The sequence below is a fragment of the Streptomyces sp. NBC_00258 genome (assembly GCF_036182465.1).
Classification (GTDB): Bacteria; Actinomycetota; Actinomycetes; order Streptomycetales; family Streptomycetaceae; genus Streptomyces.
On record NZ_CP108081.1, the window covers coordinates 1,189,917 to 1,204,207 of the forward strand.

Annotated in this window: 13 protein-coding genes and 2 pseudogenes; 4 read left to right on the top strand and 11 right to left on the bottom strand. The window is 68.5% G+C overall.

Annotation, left to right across the window (positions count from 1 at the left end):
• Positions 1–42: 42 nt before the first annotated feature.
• Together OG718_RS05705 and OG718_RS05710 are read right to left on the bottom strand one after the other, a co-directional pair.
• A complete protein-coding gene (locus tag OG718_RS05705) occupies positions 43–723 on the bottom strand; it encodes a response regulator (protein WP_143644430.1) in 681 nt (226 codons plus the stop codon).
• Positions 720–3,116 carry a sensor histidine kinase gene (locus OG718_RS05710; RefSeq protein WP_328843470.1) on the bottom strand — a complete coding sequence of 799 codons (2,397 nt, stop codon included), beginning with the start codon at positions 3,114–3,116 and terminating at the stop codon, positions 720–722. Before OG718_RS05710 ends, OG718_RS05705 begins: the two co-directional genes overlap by 4 nt.
• A 313-nt stretch (positions 3,117–3,429) precedes the next feature.
• Between OG718_RS05710 and OG718_RS05715 the strand changes: the two genes are divergently transcribed.
• A complete protein-coding gene (locus OG718_RS05715) occupies positions 3,430–3,882 on the top strand; it encodes a DUF5707 domain-containing protein (RefSeq protein ID WP_328843471.1) in 453 nt (150 codons plus the stop codon).
• Between the two features lie 453 nt (positions 3,883–4,335).
• Here OG718_RS05715 and OG718_RS54375 read toward each other — a convergent pair.
• Positions 4,336–4,532: pseudogene (locus OG718_RS54375) on the bottom strand (ISL3 family transposase); the annotation flags it as partial.
• Positions 4,533–4,591: 59 nt separating this feature from the next.
• Positions 4,592–4,960: a VOC family protein gene (locus OG718_RS05720; protein WP_020549970.1), complete on the bottom strand. Its 369-nt coding sequence runs from the start codon at positions 4,958–4,960 to the stop codon at positions 4,592–4,594.
• A gap of 63 nt (positions 4,961–5,023) precedes the next feature.
• Between OG718_RS05720 and OG718_RS05725 the strand changes: the two genes are divergently transcribed.
• Entirely contained in the window at positions 5,024–5,476 is a 453-nt protein-coding gene (locus tag OG718_RS05725) for a MarR family winged helix-turn-helix transcriptional regulator (protein ID WP_143643874.1), read from the top strand.
• A gap of 215 nt (positions 5,477–5,691) precedes the next feature.
• On the opposite strand, the gene OG718_RS05730 is transcribed toward OG718_RS05725, so the two are convergent.
• Positions 5,692–6,552, bottom strand: a complete 861-nt coding sequence (locus OG718_RS05730; protein WP_328843472.1) for a ketopantoate reductase family protein — start codon at positions 6,550–6,552, stop codon at positions 5,692–5,694.
• Between the two features lie 70 nt (positions 6,553–6,622).
• Here OG718_RS05730 and OG718_RS05735 point away from each other — a divergent pair, with 70 nt between their 5' ends.
• A complete protein-coding gene (locus OG718_RS05735; protein WP_143643872.1) occupies positions 6,623–7,252 on the top strand; it encodes a TetR/AcrR family transcriptional regulator in 630 nt (209 codons plus the stop codon).
• A 29-nt stretch (positions 7,253–7,281) separates the two neighbouring features.
• Here the strand turns inward: OG718_RS05735 and OG718_RS05740 are convergent.
• The 4 genes and pseudogenes from OG718_RS05740 to OG718_RS05755 form a co-directional block, all read right to left on the bottom strand.
• Positions 7,282–7,969 (bottom strand): annotated as a pseudogene (locus OG718_RS05740) (helix-turn-helix domain-containing protein).
• Positions 7,970–8,122: 153 nt separating this feature from the next.
• Positions 8,123–8,731, bottom strand: a complete 609-nt coding sequence (gene vanX, locus OG718_RS05745) for a D-Ala-D-Ala dipeptidase VanX (protein ID WP_143643880.1) — start codon at positions 8,729–8,731, stop codon at positions 8,123–8,125.
• Between the two features lie 14 nt (positions 8,732–8,745).
• The gene (vanA-Sc, locus tag OG718_RS05750) at positions 8,746–9,786 is read right to left on the bottom strand and encodes a D-alanine--(R)-lactate ligase VanA-Sc (RefSeq protein WP_328843473.1); all 1,041 of its coding nucleotides are present in this window, start codon (positions 9,784–9,786) and stop codon (positions 8,746–8,748) included.
• Entirely contained in the window at positions 9,779–10,768 is a 990-nt protein-coding gene (locus tag OG718_RS05755; protein ID WP_328843474.1) for a D-isomer specific 2-hydroxyacid dehydrogenase family protein, read from the bottom strand. The genes vanA-Sc and OG718_RS05755 overlap by 8 nt, the downstream gene beginning before the upstream one ends.
• Positions 10,769–10,895: 127 nt before the next feature.
• Between OG718_RS05755 and OG718_RS05760 the strand changes: the two genes are divergently transcribed.
• Positions 10,896–12,239: a UDP-N-acetylmuramoyl-tripeptide--D-alanyl-D-alanine ligase gene (locus tag OG718_RS05760; RefSeq protein WP_143643869.1), complete on the top strand. Its 1,344-nt coding sequence runs from the start codon at positions 10,896–10,898 to the stop codon at positions 12,237–12,239.
• Positions 12,240–12,252: 13 nt separating this feature from the next.
• Here OG718_RS05760 and OG718_RS05765 read toward each other — a convergent pair whose 3' ends face one another.
• Both OG718_RS05765 and OG718_RS05770 read right to left on the bottom strand, forming a co-directional pair.
• Positions 12,253–13,410, bottom strand: a complete 1,158-nt coding sequence (locus tag OG718_RS05765) for a lipid II:glycine glycyltransferase FemX (protein WP_328843475.1) — start codon at positions 13,408–13,410, stop codon at positions 12,253–12,255.
• 257 nt (positions 13,411–13,667) lie between these two features.
• Positions 13,668–14,171, bottom strand: coding sequence for a hypothetical protein (locus tag OG718_RS05770; protein ID WP_143643867.1), 504 nt, complete (start codon positions 14,169–14,171; stop codon positions 13,668–13,670).
• Positions 14,172–14,291: the final 120 nt, after the last annotated feature.

Genomic DNA, 14,291 nt, shown 5'->3' on the forward strand with positions numbered 1-14,291 from the left:
GGGATGGACTCCTGGTTGTGTCGCGGCGGCCGGTCGCGGTGGTCAGAGGTGGGTGCCGGGCGGGTTCGGGCGGGCGAGGCCGAGGTCGTACGCGAGGATGGTCGCCTGTACGCGGTCGCGCAGGCCGAGCTTGCGGAGCAGCGCGTTCACGTGGGACTTCACGGTGCCTACGGTGATGCCGAGTTGCTCGGCGATCTCCGTGTTGGTGAGTCCGGCCGCGACCAGAGTGAGGACGCCCCGCTGGCTGCCGGTCAGGCTGTCCAGTTCAGGGGCGCTCCCGGCCGGGACGGCGGCGGGTGGTCCGGACGCGAAGTGGCCGATGAGGCGGCGGGTCGCGGACGGGGCGAGTACGCTCTCGCCGGCGGCCACCTCCCGGATGCCCTGCAGTAGTTGGGAGGGCTGTACGTCCTTGAGGAGGAAGCCCGAGGCGCCGGCGCGCAGCGCGTCGAAGACGTACGCGTCGAGGTCGAAGGTGGTCAGGACGAGGACACGGGGCGCGTTCTCCCGTCCGGTGATGATGCGGGTGGCGGCGATGCCGTCAAGTTCGGGCATGCGTACGTCCATGACGACCACGTCGGGAGCCAGCTCCTCGGCCAGCCGCACCGCGGCGGCGCCGTCGGCGGCCTCGCCGACGACCGTCATGTCCTCCTCGGCGTCGATCACGGCGGCGAACCCCGCCCGTACGATGCCCTGGTCGTCGACGACCAGCACGTTGAGGCTCATTGATGTCTCTCCTCGTTGTCCGGCGCGACGGCGAGTGGCAGCCGGAGGCGGACCGTCCCCTGCGGGCCGGTGGTCAGGGTGCCGCCGAGCGCCGCGACGCGCGTGGTCAGCCGCTCCCGTACGGCGGAGTCGGCGGCGCGGGGCACCCCGGTGGCTGTGAGCGTCAACGTATCGTTGTCCACGTCGAGTTCGAGCATTGCGGGCTCCTCGCCGCCGGCCGCGAGCACCGTCTCGGCGGCGCGGTAGGCGGCCAGGTCGACGGCGGTGGGCAGCCGTTCCGGTACGCGGTCGGTCAGCCGTATCTCGATGTCCCGGCCGGTGGCCCGGAGTTGGTGGGCGAGCAGGTCGAGCGCCTGGAGGGTGGGCTGCGGCCGTAGTTCGGCCCCTGTATCGCCCTCTCGGACGGTGTCGAGCAGGGTGCGCATCGCGGCCAGGGCCTCGCGGGCACGGGTCGCTGTGGCGTCGAGTCGGCCTGCCTCCGCCTCGGTGACCATGTCGGTGGTGCGGGCCAATACCGTGGTTTCCAGACCGGCGGCGATGCGGCGGCGCTCGTTCCAGGCGTCGCGGACGGCCTCCTCTGTCCAGGCGGCGAGGCGTTCGTCGTGGGCGCGGCGGTCGGATTGTCGGCGCCGCGTGCGGAGGCGTCCGGCCAGGTGAGCCGCGGTGCCTGTGAGGGTTGCACCGACCGTGGTTCCCGTGATGACCGTCCAGATGGGAGCGGCCGTACCTCGGTCCAGAACCGCGGTGGTGGCGGCCACGGCGTGCACCAGCACCATGAGGACGATGGTCGTGACGTGGCCGCGGGCCGGTGAGGGCTGGTCGCTCCCGCGCTCATCCGGGGCCCCCGGCGCGGCTGAACCGCGTTTCGATACAACTCCGCGTCTCTTTCGGGGCGTTGCGGTTCGGGTCGGTTCCATCATCGCGAGGGCCGCACATGTGGCCAACAGACTCAGCGCGGGCGGGAGGAGGACGGGACCGCTGTAGTTCCCCACCGCCATCGCGACCGGCCACAGAAGCGCCAGCCCCAGCAGCATCCCGTCCGCCGTCCGCGGAGCCCTCCGCAGCCACAGCAGGGCTACCGCCTGGCTCGCCGCCAGCAGGGCGAAGAAGACACCCGCGGATACCCGCGTCGCGCTCGACGTCTCCTCGGCCCGGATGACCAGAACGGGCAGCAGCGGCTGCAGGACCAGGCCCGCCGCAGCCACCAACTGCGCCAGGCGGTAGGTCCTCGGCGCCGACGGTTCCACCGTCGTGACCGTCCGGCCCGGCAGTACCGCCCGTACCTCCCAACCGCCCTCCGCCGTCGGCCCGCTGTGCACCGTGCCGCCCGCCTCCCGTGCCCGGGAGCGCAGGAAGCCCTGCCCACGGCCGCCGCCGAGTCCCGCACCGTGCGCCACCGCACCGGCCGACGGGGGCGTGCTCGTGACCACGACGTCGGTGCGGGTCTCGCCGTACCGGCACAGCACCCTCGTATGCGCGCCGGGGGCATACCGTGCGACGTTGGTCAGCGCCTCGCGCACGATGCCGTACGCCGCCTCCGCGACGGCGCCGTCCGGCAAGGGGGTGATCTCGCAGTCCACCTGCTGGTCCAGGCGCCGGAACCCGGCGACCAGGTCCAGCAGCCGTTCCTCCGGTGACGGCTCATCCCCTCGGGAGGGCGCCGGCGCTCGTACCGCGCCGAGCGCGCGGGTGACCTCGCGGCCGGTCTCGACCGCGAACTCCAGGGCCTCCTCTGCCAGTTCGGGACGGCGGTCACGCAACCCGAGGGCCGCTCCCGCCGTGACCACCACGGCCGTCAGATGGTGGGCGCTGATGTCGTGCAACTCCCGTTCCATACGCCGCCGTTCGACCGCCGGGAGCCGGTGGCGCTCGGACTCGGCCCGCTTCAGCAGTTGTTCGGCCGCTCGCCGTGCGCGACGGGTTCGCCGTACGCGCAGGCCGGCGCCGCACACGGCGGCGTACAGCAGAGCGGTCAGGACGAGGTCGAGCCCGTTGCGGTCGCTGAGCCCGTGCAGGCTGATGCCCTGCAAGAGCTGCCAGGCGGCAAGCGCCACCACGCACAACACGGCGGTGAAGGCGTCGCGTTCGGTCGCCACGGTGAACAGAGCCAGCGCGACGCCCGCAGTCCCGAGCAACGCCATCGCCCCGGCGGGCAGCGGTCCGGCACCCAGCGCGCAGGCGGCGGCGACCACGACGAGGGTGGCCACCGGACGGGTACGGCGCAGGGCGAGCGCGGCCGTCACCACTCCGGCGACCAGGGCCGCCACGAGAAGGGCGGACGCGGGCGGGACGGCCCCGCGCACCAGCGGCACCCCGGGCCACACCACGGCCTGGGCGCAGATCAGCAGGACCGGGAACAGCCGGTCGTCGGTATCGATGTCGGTTCGTTTCATGGCGGATCAAGGCTATGGCCGCAGGTGAGCGGCCCGACTCCGGCTGGAGGCGGATTCCGGCCTCTTACCTGGGTTGCAGAGTCTCTACCTGTGGTTCGAGGCGCCACTCGTCCTACAGCGCGAGGACAGCGCCATGCCCCCGACCCTAGGCTCGATCACATCGAGAACGCGGTCGGCCACCGCTTCTGCGACCACTTCCAAGACCGGCTCTGCCAGCGGTTCTGCCAGATGCTCCACCAGCGGTTCTGTCAGGCTCTTCCGCGCTTCTTCGCGCATCCGGCCCAACTTTCCAACGAATTCAGGGGGATCTCCCATGTCCAAGCGCATTCTCTTCTCGTCACTCATCGGCGCCGTCGTCCTCGGCGGAGTGACCGCCGGCGGTCTCGCCCTGGCCGCGGGCCCCACGAAGCCGACCCTGGAGCACGGCTCGGCTCGCTACACGGCTCCGTCCGACGGCAGCGCGGGCTCGCTCACCTACACCGTGGACGTGAGCGACGACTCGGGCATCCGGAGCCTCAAGGTCCTTGCCTGGCCCGCGAGTTCCAAGCTCGACCCCACCGCGGCGGAGGTTCGCTCGGCGGATGAGAACGCCAAGTGCCGGAGCACCTCGGACGAGACCGTCCGCTGCACCTACGGAGAGAAGCTCACGAAGCAGGAAGCGGCCGACCTGGCCAAGGGCACCTGGCATGTCTCGGTACTGGCAACGGCCGAGGACGGGGACACGACGTTCGTGCCCCGCGCCGCCACGTTCGACGTCACACGCTGACACGCCGGTCGAACCCTTTGTCCGCCTCCATGGCCACCTACTCATAGGTCATGACTGCGTTGGCCGCGCAGGAAGTCCGCGCGTGCCGGCACAGTGCGGTCCGCGGGCTCCCCGGGGCATCCCATGGCGGCCACCGCAGCCTTCCGCACGGATGTAGGCACGCGCGAGGCGGCCGATCCTCTCGACGCGCTGGCCGCACGTCACCGGCAGCAGGGCGACGCCGATGCCGCCTGCCCCTGTGAGCAGGGGCAGGACGTCGCGGATCATCATCCCGCACGAGAGGATCGCCACGGTGGCGATACAGACGGCGATAACGAGCGCGGCGGGCGCCGCCTCTCCCTGAGCGCCTTCCGGCGCTCAGCCCTGCAGAGCCGCAGGTTCCGGCAGAGCTGTCGACGTGTGCTGTTCCGTGAGTCGAGGGAGGAGTACCCGGATGGCAGTGCCCTGGCCGGGGGGCCGAGTCGATCTCGACGTGTCTCGCGCGGCACCTTCAGACAGCCGCCAGGCATGACACCGGTCATCAGGGTCGACCAATCGCAGAGCAACACCGCGTGGTCGGGATGCAGATGTTGGCCGACCGCCTCCAGGCCGAGGTCATCCAGCCGGCAGAACGTCGTCAGGTCTGCGGGGCAGAAAGTGGCGTCACGCACGAGCCTGGGGCGCAACCACGGCCTTCGGGGATCGGTGATCGTCCGATGGCGTTGGCTGATCAGGCGCGGTCGTGGAGAGTGACCTGGTAGCCGTCAGGGTCGGCGAAGGTGAATGTCCGGCCGAAGGGGCCGTCGATCGGTGCGGAGACGATGGTGTGACCGTCGGCGACCAGAGCATCATGGATGGCCTGGACGTCCGTGGCGTGGAGCCAGATCGCGGCACCGATGCCGGGCTGGGCAACGGACGCGAGATCAGTACCGGGAACGACGTCGCGGAGTGCGAACGCGATCGGCTTCGTCTCGAAGACGACAGCGTGCGGAGGTCCCGCCTGCGAGCGGACGAGGCCCAGGTACTGCTCGTAGAACGCCTGCGAAGCGTCGAGGTCGCGCGCTTGGAGCGAGATGAAGTCGGGGCCGGTTGCGGGCATGATGATGCTCCTTCTCTTCGTGTCAGCTTTCTGACACAGGTCAACCTATGTCAGAATGCTGACATGAATCAAGACGGTGTCGACCTGGAGACCTCGCTGGGTTACCTGCTGAAAGAGGCGTCGAGTGTCCTCCGCGCAGCCATGGAGGAGGTGCTGCGGCCGCTCGGGATGAGCGTGACGCACTACTCCTGCCTCGAGTTGCTGGCTCAACGGCCGGGCCTGTCGAACTCCGAGCTCGCGCGAGGCGCGTTCGTGACACGGCAGTCGATGAACGTACTGCTCCAGGCCCTGGAACGAGACGGCTACGTGACCAGGCCCGCGGAGGCACCCGTCGGGAAGGCGCTTCCCACGCGGCTCACGCCTCGCGGCCGACGGAGCCTGGAGAAGGCGACCGTAGCGGTCCGATCCGTAGAGGTCAGAATGCTGGCCGGCATGACCGAGACCGAGCAGTCAGGCGCGTTCCGGATCCTGCAGAGCATGATCCATTCCCTGCGCGACAGCAACGACGGTGCATAGCTCGTTCCCCGGTCCACGTCTCGTCGCGCCAAGGGCGTGGCCCCAAGGGGGGAAGAAGGCCACGCCACCCCGAAGGCCGGACGCTCCATTGCTACCGAAACGGTCATGAGGTCAGCGGTGCCGTCCGTGGAGCCAGCGGAGTTGGAGCCGAGGACTGTGGGACTGGCGGTGGTGTGCGTGGTGAGGTTTTCGCCGTCCTGGGTCGCTTAGCGGGCTCACGCCGGGGCACGGAGCTGTTCAGCCAGCCGCTCGAGTTCGGCCGCCGTGGCAGGCGACAGGTCGCTGAGTCCGCTGTGCACGGCCGTCGGGCTCTTCAGGAAGCGCCGGAGCACGGCCACAAGGAGCCCATGCGGCAGAGCCCGCAACGCGGCGAACGCGCGAGGTACCGGCGGCGTCTCCATCGCGGCGAGGTTTTGTCGCATGAGGTGGAGCATGCCGCGCACCGCGTCCGGGGCGTCGGCCAGCACTACCGGGCCGCCCGCCGCGTATACCGCCTGACCGAGCGGGACCTCGAACGCGGCGTGCGTCCTGAGCCAGGCATCCATCTGCGGCTCGGCCTTGGCGTTGATCCCGGCGGTACGCAACGCCTCCACGATCCGTACCAGTCGCGGTGTGGTACGGCCGTCGGGCTCGCCGATCGGCATCGCGACCCGTCGGGTGATGAAATTGGTCTTGCGGTAGCGGACCACGTCGCCGTCCATCGTGCCGCCAGTCGCGGGGAAGCCGAGCAGCACCCGCTCGTGACCGATCACCGCGCCCAGCGCCTTCGGGCCGGCTGCCCAGTTGAGCAGGAACAGCACGTCACCTTGGACACCAGCGAGTGATTCCAACACCGCATCCACCTGGTGGGTGCGGACGAAGACGGCGATCAGGTCGTACCCGCTGTCCAGGTGCTCTATCACCGGTACCGGCACCCGCCTGACAGGGCCGTCCTCCTCGGCAAGCCGCACTCCCTGCCGGCGCAGGGCGGTCAGGCGTTCGCCCCGGGCGAGGAGCGAGACGTCGTGGCCGGCCTCGTCCATGCGGGCGGCGAACAGGCTGCCGCAAACCCCGGCGCCGTACACGAGCAGTTTCATGACAGTCCTCCCTTATACATTCGTTTGATTCATACGTTCGTTTCATTCAAACATATGTAGAGTCCCTCGTGTGGCGACCCCAGACACCCGCACTCAGATCCTCGACGCGGCCGAGCTCCTCTTCGCCGAGCACGGATACCGCGGCACCTCGATCCGTGCGATCACCACACTCGCCGGAGCGAACCTGGCCGCCGTCGGCTACCACTTCGGCTCGAAGGCGGAGCTGATGGCGGCAGTCGTCCGCCGCGTCGTCGAGCCCATCACCGCTGCCCAGTGCGCGGGGCTCGACAAATTGCTCGCCCGGACCCCCGACCCACCGGTCAGCGAACTGGTGGAGGCATTCGCGGGGCCGCTGTTCGACGAGATGCCGGCCGGTGACGAGGGCGGCGCCCGGACGTCCCAGCTGATCGTGACGATCCTCAGCGACCCGGCCGAGGAGGCACGCAGTTGGACCGGCCCGGCCGAGGACTCGGTCCGTGAGCGCTACTTCGCAGCCTTCGCGCGCGTACTGCCAGGCCTTTCCCCGGAGGAGCTGTGGTTCCGGATGCGGGGGATCTTTGCCGTGACAGCCGTCGACCGCCTCCAGGTCCACCAGCAGCCCTCCCCTGGCTGCGCGTCCCCGGTAGCGGGCGAGGCGGCCCGGCGATGGGCGATCACGTTCCTGACGGCAGCGATGAGTGCGCCACCGATCCGGCCCTGACGACCCAAGACAGACGCCGGCGGCGCGGGTCAGGCGGCGTTCGCCCTGCGGCCGAGGGCAGTGAGGCGCTTGTCGGCGGCGTTCTTGTTCCGCCAAATGATGTATCGGCGGAACATATTGTCCTCGTCCGCCTGGTGCAGCGAGCGCAGATAGCGGCAGGACTCCAGGAACTTGCTGCGGTTCTTGGTCTTCTTGATGTGGCCGTGGCGCTGGTCTTTGCCCAGGTCGTAGGCTGCGCAAAGGTGGGGCACGCCGTGCGGGCGGGTGTACGTGGCCCGGCGGCGCGGTCGAGGCTCGCGGCCGGGGTCCTTGCCCTTGCCGCCGCGTTCAGTCCGCTGGCGTCCGGGATGAGGCAGAAAGTTGAGTGGGCCGAACTCGTCCATGCAGAGACGGCAGGCTGTGCTCGGCGGGCTTGGACTTGGCGGTCTTCTTGACCTCCCGCCGCTCCAGGGGGAGGGACTTCGGGCGCCCGCCCCGGTACTTGGGGTAGAGCGCCTCGAAGCCGTCGACGTTGAAGTTGTGCATCACGTCCCGGACCCGGTCCGGGCTTGTGAACGTCACCGCTGCGATGTTGTCGACCAGCATGCCCTGCGCGGACAACAACACCATCTGGGCCCGCCGCCAGGGCGCCACCGACCCCGTGCCCCGGCGCACAATCCGCAGCAGTCGTTGCCCGTCGTCGTCATCGATCTCTCGCACCCGCATACGCTCAGCCACGAGGACAGCGTGACGGATGACCCTTGTCGGCCACGTCCTTCAAATGGCGCGGCGCTACGGGGCGAGCGTTGGTTGACCAGCAGGTACAGGCAAGGAGAGAGAAGAGCGTTGCCGGGAGCCGTCGCCCATCTCCACGACCGCGAACCGGGCGTTCTACGTGATGGGGAAATCGAAATAGGTGTCCGGATAGGGTTCGTTGTCGAGCGTGTAATGCCACCACTCGCGCTCGTACGCGCTGAAACCGCAGGTTTCCATGATGGACCGCAGGAGCTGACGGTTCCGCGCGTCGGCGGGCGTGATCCCTTGTGCGCCGTGGTGCGAGATGGGATCCATCAGGTCATGGTCGCCGCCCATGGGGACGAGTTCACCCGTGGCAAGGTCATAGAGCGTGAGGTCGACGGTGCTGCCCCGGCTGTGGCCGGACCTGGCGGCCACATATCCCTTCTCGAACATCTCGGCCCGGCCGATATTGGGATAGTGTCGCGACTTCGTCCGGCCGTCCTCCGGCTGTTGCGACCAGCGCAGAAAGCAGTCGACGGCGTGCTGCGGGCGATAGCCGTCCCAGAGCAGCAGGCCGAACCCCAGTGATGCGGCCTTCTCCTGGGCCCGCTCCAGGGCCGCGCAAAGATCCCTCGTACCGACGACTCGATTGGCCAGATATCCGTCCACCGGTTTGCCGGTGAAGTTGTCCCACGTGGCGTACTTGGCATCCCAACGTATGCCGGATGCCAGGTCGTCCACAAAGACAAAGTTGTCCTTCATCGCCTCCATCTGCTTCATCGAATCTTCCCTGTCAATGCGAGGGAGACCGTCCGGTCGATCACCTCGGAGAGCGTCAGACCCGCGGCCGCCATCATTCTCGGATAGCGGCTGTACGAGGTCATGCCGGGGAAGGTGTTGACCTCGTTGAGGACTACTTCTCCGTCCTCCTTGAGGAACATGTCCACTCGCGAAAGACCGCTGCATCCCAAGGCGCGGTACACGGCCTTGGCCGTCTCCTGGACGAGCAGCCGTGAGTCTTCCGGGATGTCGGCGGGGACGATTGCTACGGAGTTCTGGGAACCGGTCTCGGGGGCGTCTTCCTGGTGGATCCTGAAGAATCCGTGCGAGAGCGCGATCCGGTCCACCTCGCCGGCGATGAGATCCGAATCGTTCCCGAGGATGGCGCAGCCGATCTCGCTGCCGACGACAGCCTCTTCGATCAGCACCTTCGAGTCGTACTGCCGTGCTGTTTCCACCGCACTCGGAAGTTCCTCTCCCCGCGACACCTTGGTGACGCCGAAGGAGGATCCGGATCGGGCCGGCTTCACGAAGACCGGATAGGTGAACTGGGCGGGATCGCTGGTCTCGTCCGCCGTGACGGTCCAGAAATTCGGTGTGGTGATTCCCGCGCTTCTGGCGACGACATAGGCAAGGGATTTGTCCATGCACAGAGCGGAGCTCTGGACGTCGCAACCGATGTAGGGGATGCCGGAGAGTTCCAGCAGACCCTGCATCGCGCCACCCTCACCGAGTGTGCCGTGCAGCACGGGCAGCACGACGTCCAGACGGATCGTTCCGTAGCGCCCCTGCTCCAGAATGAGCAGTCCTTGCACGTCGCTGTCCGGCGACAGCACGACGGAGCGCCAGTTGCCGTTCTCCCACTCCGCGTCGGGCCCGTCGCAGAGCTTCCAGGCACCGCTCCTTGTGATCCCGATGTAGAAGGGTTCGTACTTCTCGAGATCAAGGTTCCGGGCCACCTCGCGCGCGGACTTGACGGAGACGGGGTGCTCCTCGGAACGGCCTCCGAATATGATGCCGACCTTCGGCCTAGCCATGATGATTCCTGCTTTCGAATGTCAGGCAGTTGGTGAGAGAGTTCTCCACGGTGTCGCGCAGGGCGTGATCCGTGTAGTAGGCGGTGTGCGGACTGATGAGCGCATTCGGCAACTCCTGCAGCCGCAACAGCGCTTTGCCTTCTATGGGTTTGTCCCGGCAGTCGGCGTAGAAGATGCCTTCCTCGCCTTCGACGACGTCCAGCGCCACGCCGCCCAGCCTGCCGCTTTCCAATTCCTTCACCAGGGCCTCGGTGTCGATGAGCGCACCACGTCCGGTGTTGACGATCAGCGCGCCGTCTTTCATCTGCGCCAGGCGCTGCCGATTCAGCAGATGGTGCGTGGCCGCCGTGAGCGGTGCATGCAGCGTGACCAGGTCGCTCCCCCGCAGCAATTCATCGAGCGAAACGTGCTCGACAGCGGAACCGGGGCGGTGCACGGGACGATTGTCATGGGCCAGGATGCGGCAGCCGAAACCTCGCAGCCGGTCCATGACCGCCGCGCCGATACGGCCCGTCCCGATCACTCCGACGGCCAGATCGCGCAGTTCCTTCCCCCGTACATCACTCAGTCGGTAATCGTGCATGTCGGTGCGACGGACGATAGATTTGGCATCCCTTACTGCCATCAGCATGAGCATCAGCGTGTAATCGGCCACGCTGTCCGGCGAGTAGGAGACGTTTTCGACAGAGATGCCGATGCTGTCCGCGTATTCCACGTCGATGTGGTTGTAGCCGATGCTCCGTGTGGATATATACGTCACGCCGGTTCGACCGAGCGCACGCAGCGTGGCATGGGTGATGGGCGTCTTGTGGCCGACGCTGATGCACCGGCTACCGGAGGCCAGTTCAGTATTTGCTTCGCACACCGGTGCGTCGGTGATGGCCGGCTGCACACCGAAGCCGGGCGCCAGCTCGCGGAACAGAACGGCTTCGTCCGAGCCGCACCCGTACATGGTTATGCGGGTCGTTTCGCTGTGTGTCATGCCTCAAGCCAAGGCGGCGTGCTGTTGCCGGAACGTATGTGCTTTTCGATATGCCCGCGATACGTCCCATTTCCTTGACTGGAGGCATGACTTACAAAACAGCAGGGATGACGTCCAGGGAATCGGCGTGATCCCGCTCAGCCTCGGCGAGATCGCCGAAATCGTTGGCGGAAAGGCCGAGGGCGACAGCTCCGTGACCGTGACCGCGCCGGCCGTGCTCGACAGCCGACAGGCCGAGCCGGGCAGCCTCTTCGTCGCCTTCGCCGGCGAGCACGCCGACGGCCACAACTACGCGGAACGAGCCGGGCGGGCCGGTGCGGTGGCCGTGCTCGGCTCCCGGCCCACGCCGCTGCCCACCGTCGTCGTCGAGGACGTCCAGACCGCGCTGCAGATGCTCGCCGCCCATGTCGTGGCCCAGCTGCGCGACGGACTGACCGTCGTCGGAGTGACCGGCTCGCAGGGCAAGACCGGCACCAAGGACCTGCTGGCGGCCGTGCTTTCGGGGACCGGGCCGACGGTCGCCACGGTCGGCTCGCTCAACAACGAGCTCGGTGTGCCGCTCACCATGCTGCGCGCCCAGGCGGCCACCCGGTTCCTCGTCCTGGAGATGGGAGCCCGCCATGTCGGCGACATCGCCGAGCTCACCGGCCTGGTCGCGCCCGACATCGCCATCGTCCTCAACGTCGGCCTGGCCCACCTCGGCGAGTTCGGGTCGCGCGCCGCCATCGCCAGGACCAAGGGCGAACTGGTGCAGGGGCTTGCACCCGGCGGCACCGCCGTCCTCAACGCCGACGATCCCGCGGTGGCCGCGATGCGCGCGCTCACCGACGGTCCGGTGTTGACCTTCGGCCGGGCGGCCCACGCCGACGTACGGGCACTCGACCTGGCCCTTGACCGGCTCGGCCGACCTTCCTGCACGCTGCGGACCCTCGCCACCTCGGCCCACCTTGCGCTACCGCTCGTCGGCGCCCACCAGACGCTCAACGCTTCGGCCGCCGCGGCGGCAGCTCTTGCTGCCGGGGTTCCCCTCGACCTGGCCACGGCGGCGCTGACCACCGCCTCGCTGTCGCCGTGGCGGATGGAGCCGCGCGACCTCGCCTGCGGGGCGACACTGCTCAACGACTCCTACAACGCCAACCCCGACTCCACCCGCGCCGCCCTGGACGCGCTGGCGGCCATCCGGGGCAGGCGCCGCATCGCCGTACTCGGCGAAATGCTCGAACTCGGCGACGACAGCGAGGCCGAGCACCGCGCCGTCGGAGCGTACGCCGCCGCCCGGGCCGACGTGGTGGCCGCCGTCGGCGAGGCAGCCCGGCCGATCGCCGCCGGCGCGGGAGAGCGAGCGATGATCCTCCCCGACAACGACGCGGCCGTCGACTGGCTGCGCGACCACATCGCCGCCGGCGATGTGGTCCTGGTCAAGGCTTCCCGCGGGGCACACCTCGACGAAGTCGCCGCCGCGCTCGCGTAGTTCGCTTTACGGTTCAGCGTCCGCGCCGCCTCATATAGAGGTCGAAGGCCCGGTAGACCATCGGCCGCAGCGGCAGGTCCCACTCACCGACGTACCGCACCGCCTGGCCGCCGGTGCCGACTTTGAACCGGACCAGACCGACGTGCGGGTCGTCGGCGTCGAGGGTGGGGGTGATGCCGCGCAGATCGTAGACGTCGCAGCCGACCGCGAGCGCGTCACGGATCATCGCCCACTGGCAGGCATTGGAGCCGCGCACCTCGCGCTTCTCCGTGGCGGAGGCACCATAGGCGTACACCGCGTGGGCTCCGACGCGGACCAGGACAGTGGCGGCGACCAAGTCGCCCTGGTGGTGGGCCAGGTAGAGCGTGATCCGCTCGGGGGCCTCGGCGCTCAGCTCCGCGAACATGGTCTCGAAGTAGCGCAGCGGCCGGGGTGTGAAGCGGTCGCGCTCGGCGGTGTGGACGTAGAGGTCGTGAAACGCCTTCAGGTCTTCCGGACCTCCATCGCCGACCGTGACCTGGACACCCTCCTTGGCCGCCTTCTTGATGTTGCGGCGCCACTGCTGGTTCATGCCCCTGAGCAGCTCGTCCTCGGTCCTGCCTGCCAGCGGGACCTCGTACTTGAACTGCGGATGCCCGACCCCGAACCCGTCCTGCGGGTTCTGCGGCAGCCAGCCCGCGTCCTTGAGCCTGCTGCCGACGCGGGCGCCGACCGGGTCGCCCCACTGTCGTGGCAGGTCGGTCAGTCGCCGGATGTCCGGGTCGGCGATGCCCTCCTTGACCTGGGCGGCGCTCCAGGTGTCCGTTGCCACCGGCGGGCCGAGCCGGATCGCGAACGCGCCGTGCTCCTTGAGATACGCCGCCAGTGGATCGAGCCAGGCACTGATCTCGCCGCTCCAGTCGATGACCGGGCCCTCGGGCAGATACGCCAGCGTGAAGCGGTCGAGCCGCGGCACCGGGCGGTGCAGGACGAGCCCGGCACCGACCATGCGCCGTTCGTCGAACCAGCCGAGGGACTCGCTGCGCCACTCGGTCTTGACGCGGCCCCACGCCGGGGTCTGCAGAAAGCTGACCGATCGCTGGACCCGCACGAACGCCAAATGCTCGGCGGCACTGATCGGCCTGACGACCGGATTCCCGGCTGCTGCTCGTACCGGTTCGCTGTAGGACATGCCACCAGTGAAGGCGGCGGGGTGTTGCCCGGGCGTATGCAGTTCTCAATACGCCGACGATATGCCACCACCCTGCGGCTCACGCGGCGTTCACCAGGTGATCCCTGCCGCCACCGGCCGACTGAAGCCGAGCGCCACCTCCGCCACGTCCTGTACCGAGCGCAGTTGCAATAGCGGCACCAGGTGATCAACGGCTGCCCGCGCGGAACCGGATTGGGCCTCGAGAATGAGCCACGTTCAACGCGTCGACTAGTCGACTAAAAGAAGCCGAAGAACCGATCCCACCAGCTGGGCTGCCACGCGCCTTTGTCCCATGGACGCAGCCGACTCTCCCCGTCGTACCGGAGATTGAGCAGCTCTTCCGGGACCACCACGTACCCCAGGCCGATGACCGCTTGCTCCACCCTTTCAAGATCCCCGGCGTCCAGCTCGCCCTCCGCCTGAGCATCATCCGTGCCGAAAAAGGCCCCGGGGTTGTCGGCCGACACCAGAGCCAGAGACCCGAACTTGCTCAAGCACACCACGATCCGAGTTCCGCACACCGTCGCTTCTGCGGGGACAATGACGCGACCGTACTCACTGGAGTCCTGGGTATCCCGCTCAGCCTCGCAGCTCGTCCCGAAGTCGCTCTCCAGCCTGAACACCAGACGTCCGAACGGCACAGCAGCTTCGCTACGGCTGTAGCCCATGGGCCACTCCAGCCACTCCGGGTCGTCGAGCCGGCGCAGCAAGGTCATCAAATCCGGTTCGCTCTCCGCCATCCACCCATCCTGGCGCGAGAGGCCGACGCTGGTCCATCCGGTTCCTGGAACTGCCGCAGCCCGACATCACGCATTCAAGTTCAGTAGCAGGCCGCCGACAAACAGCAGACGAACCCGACG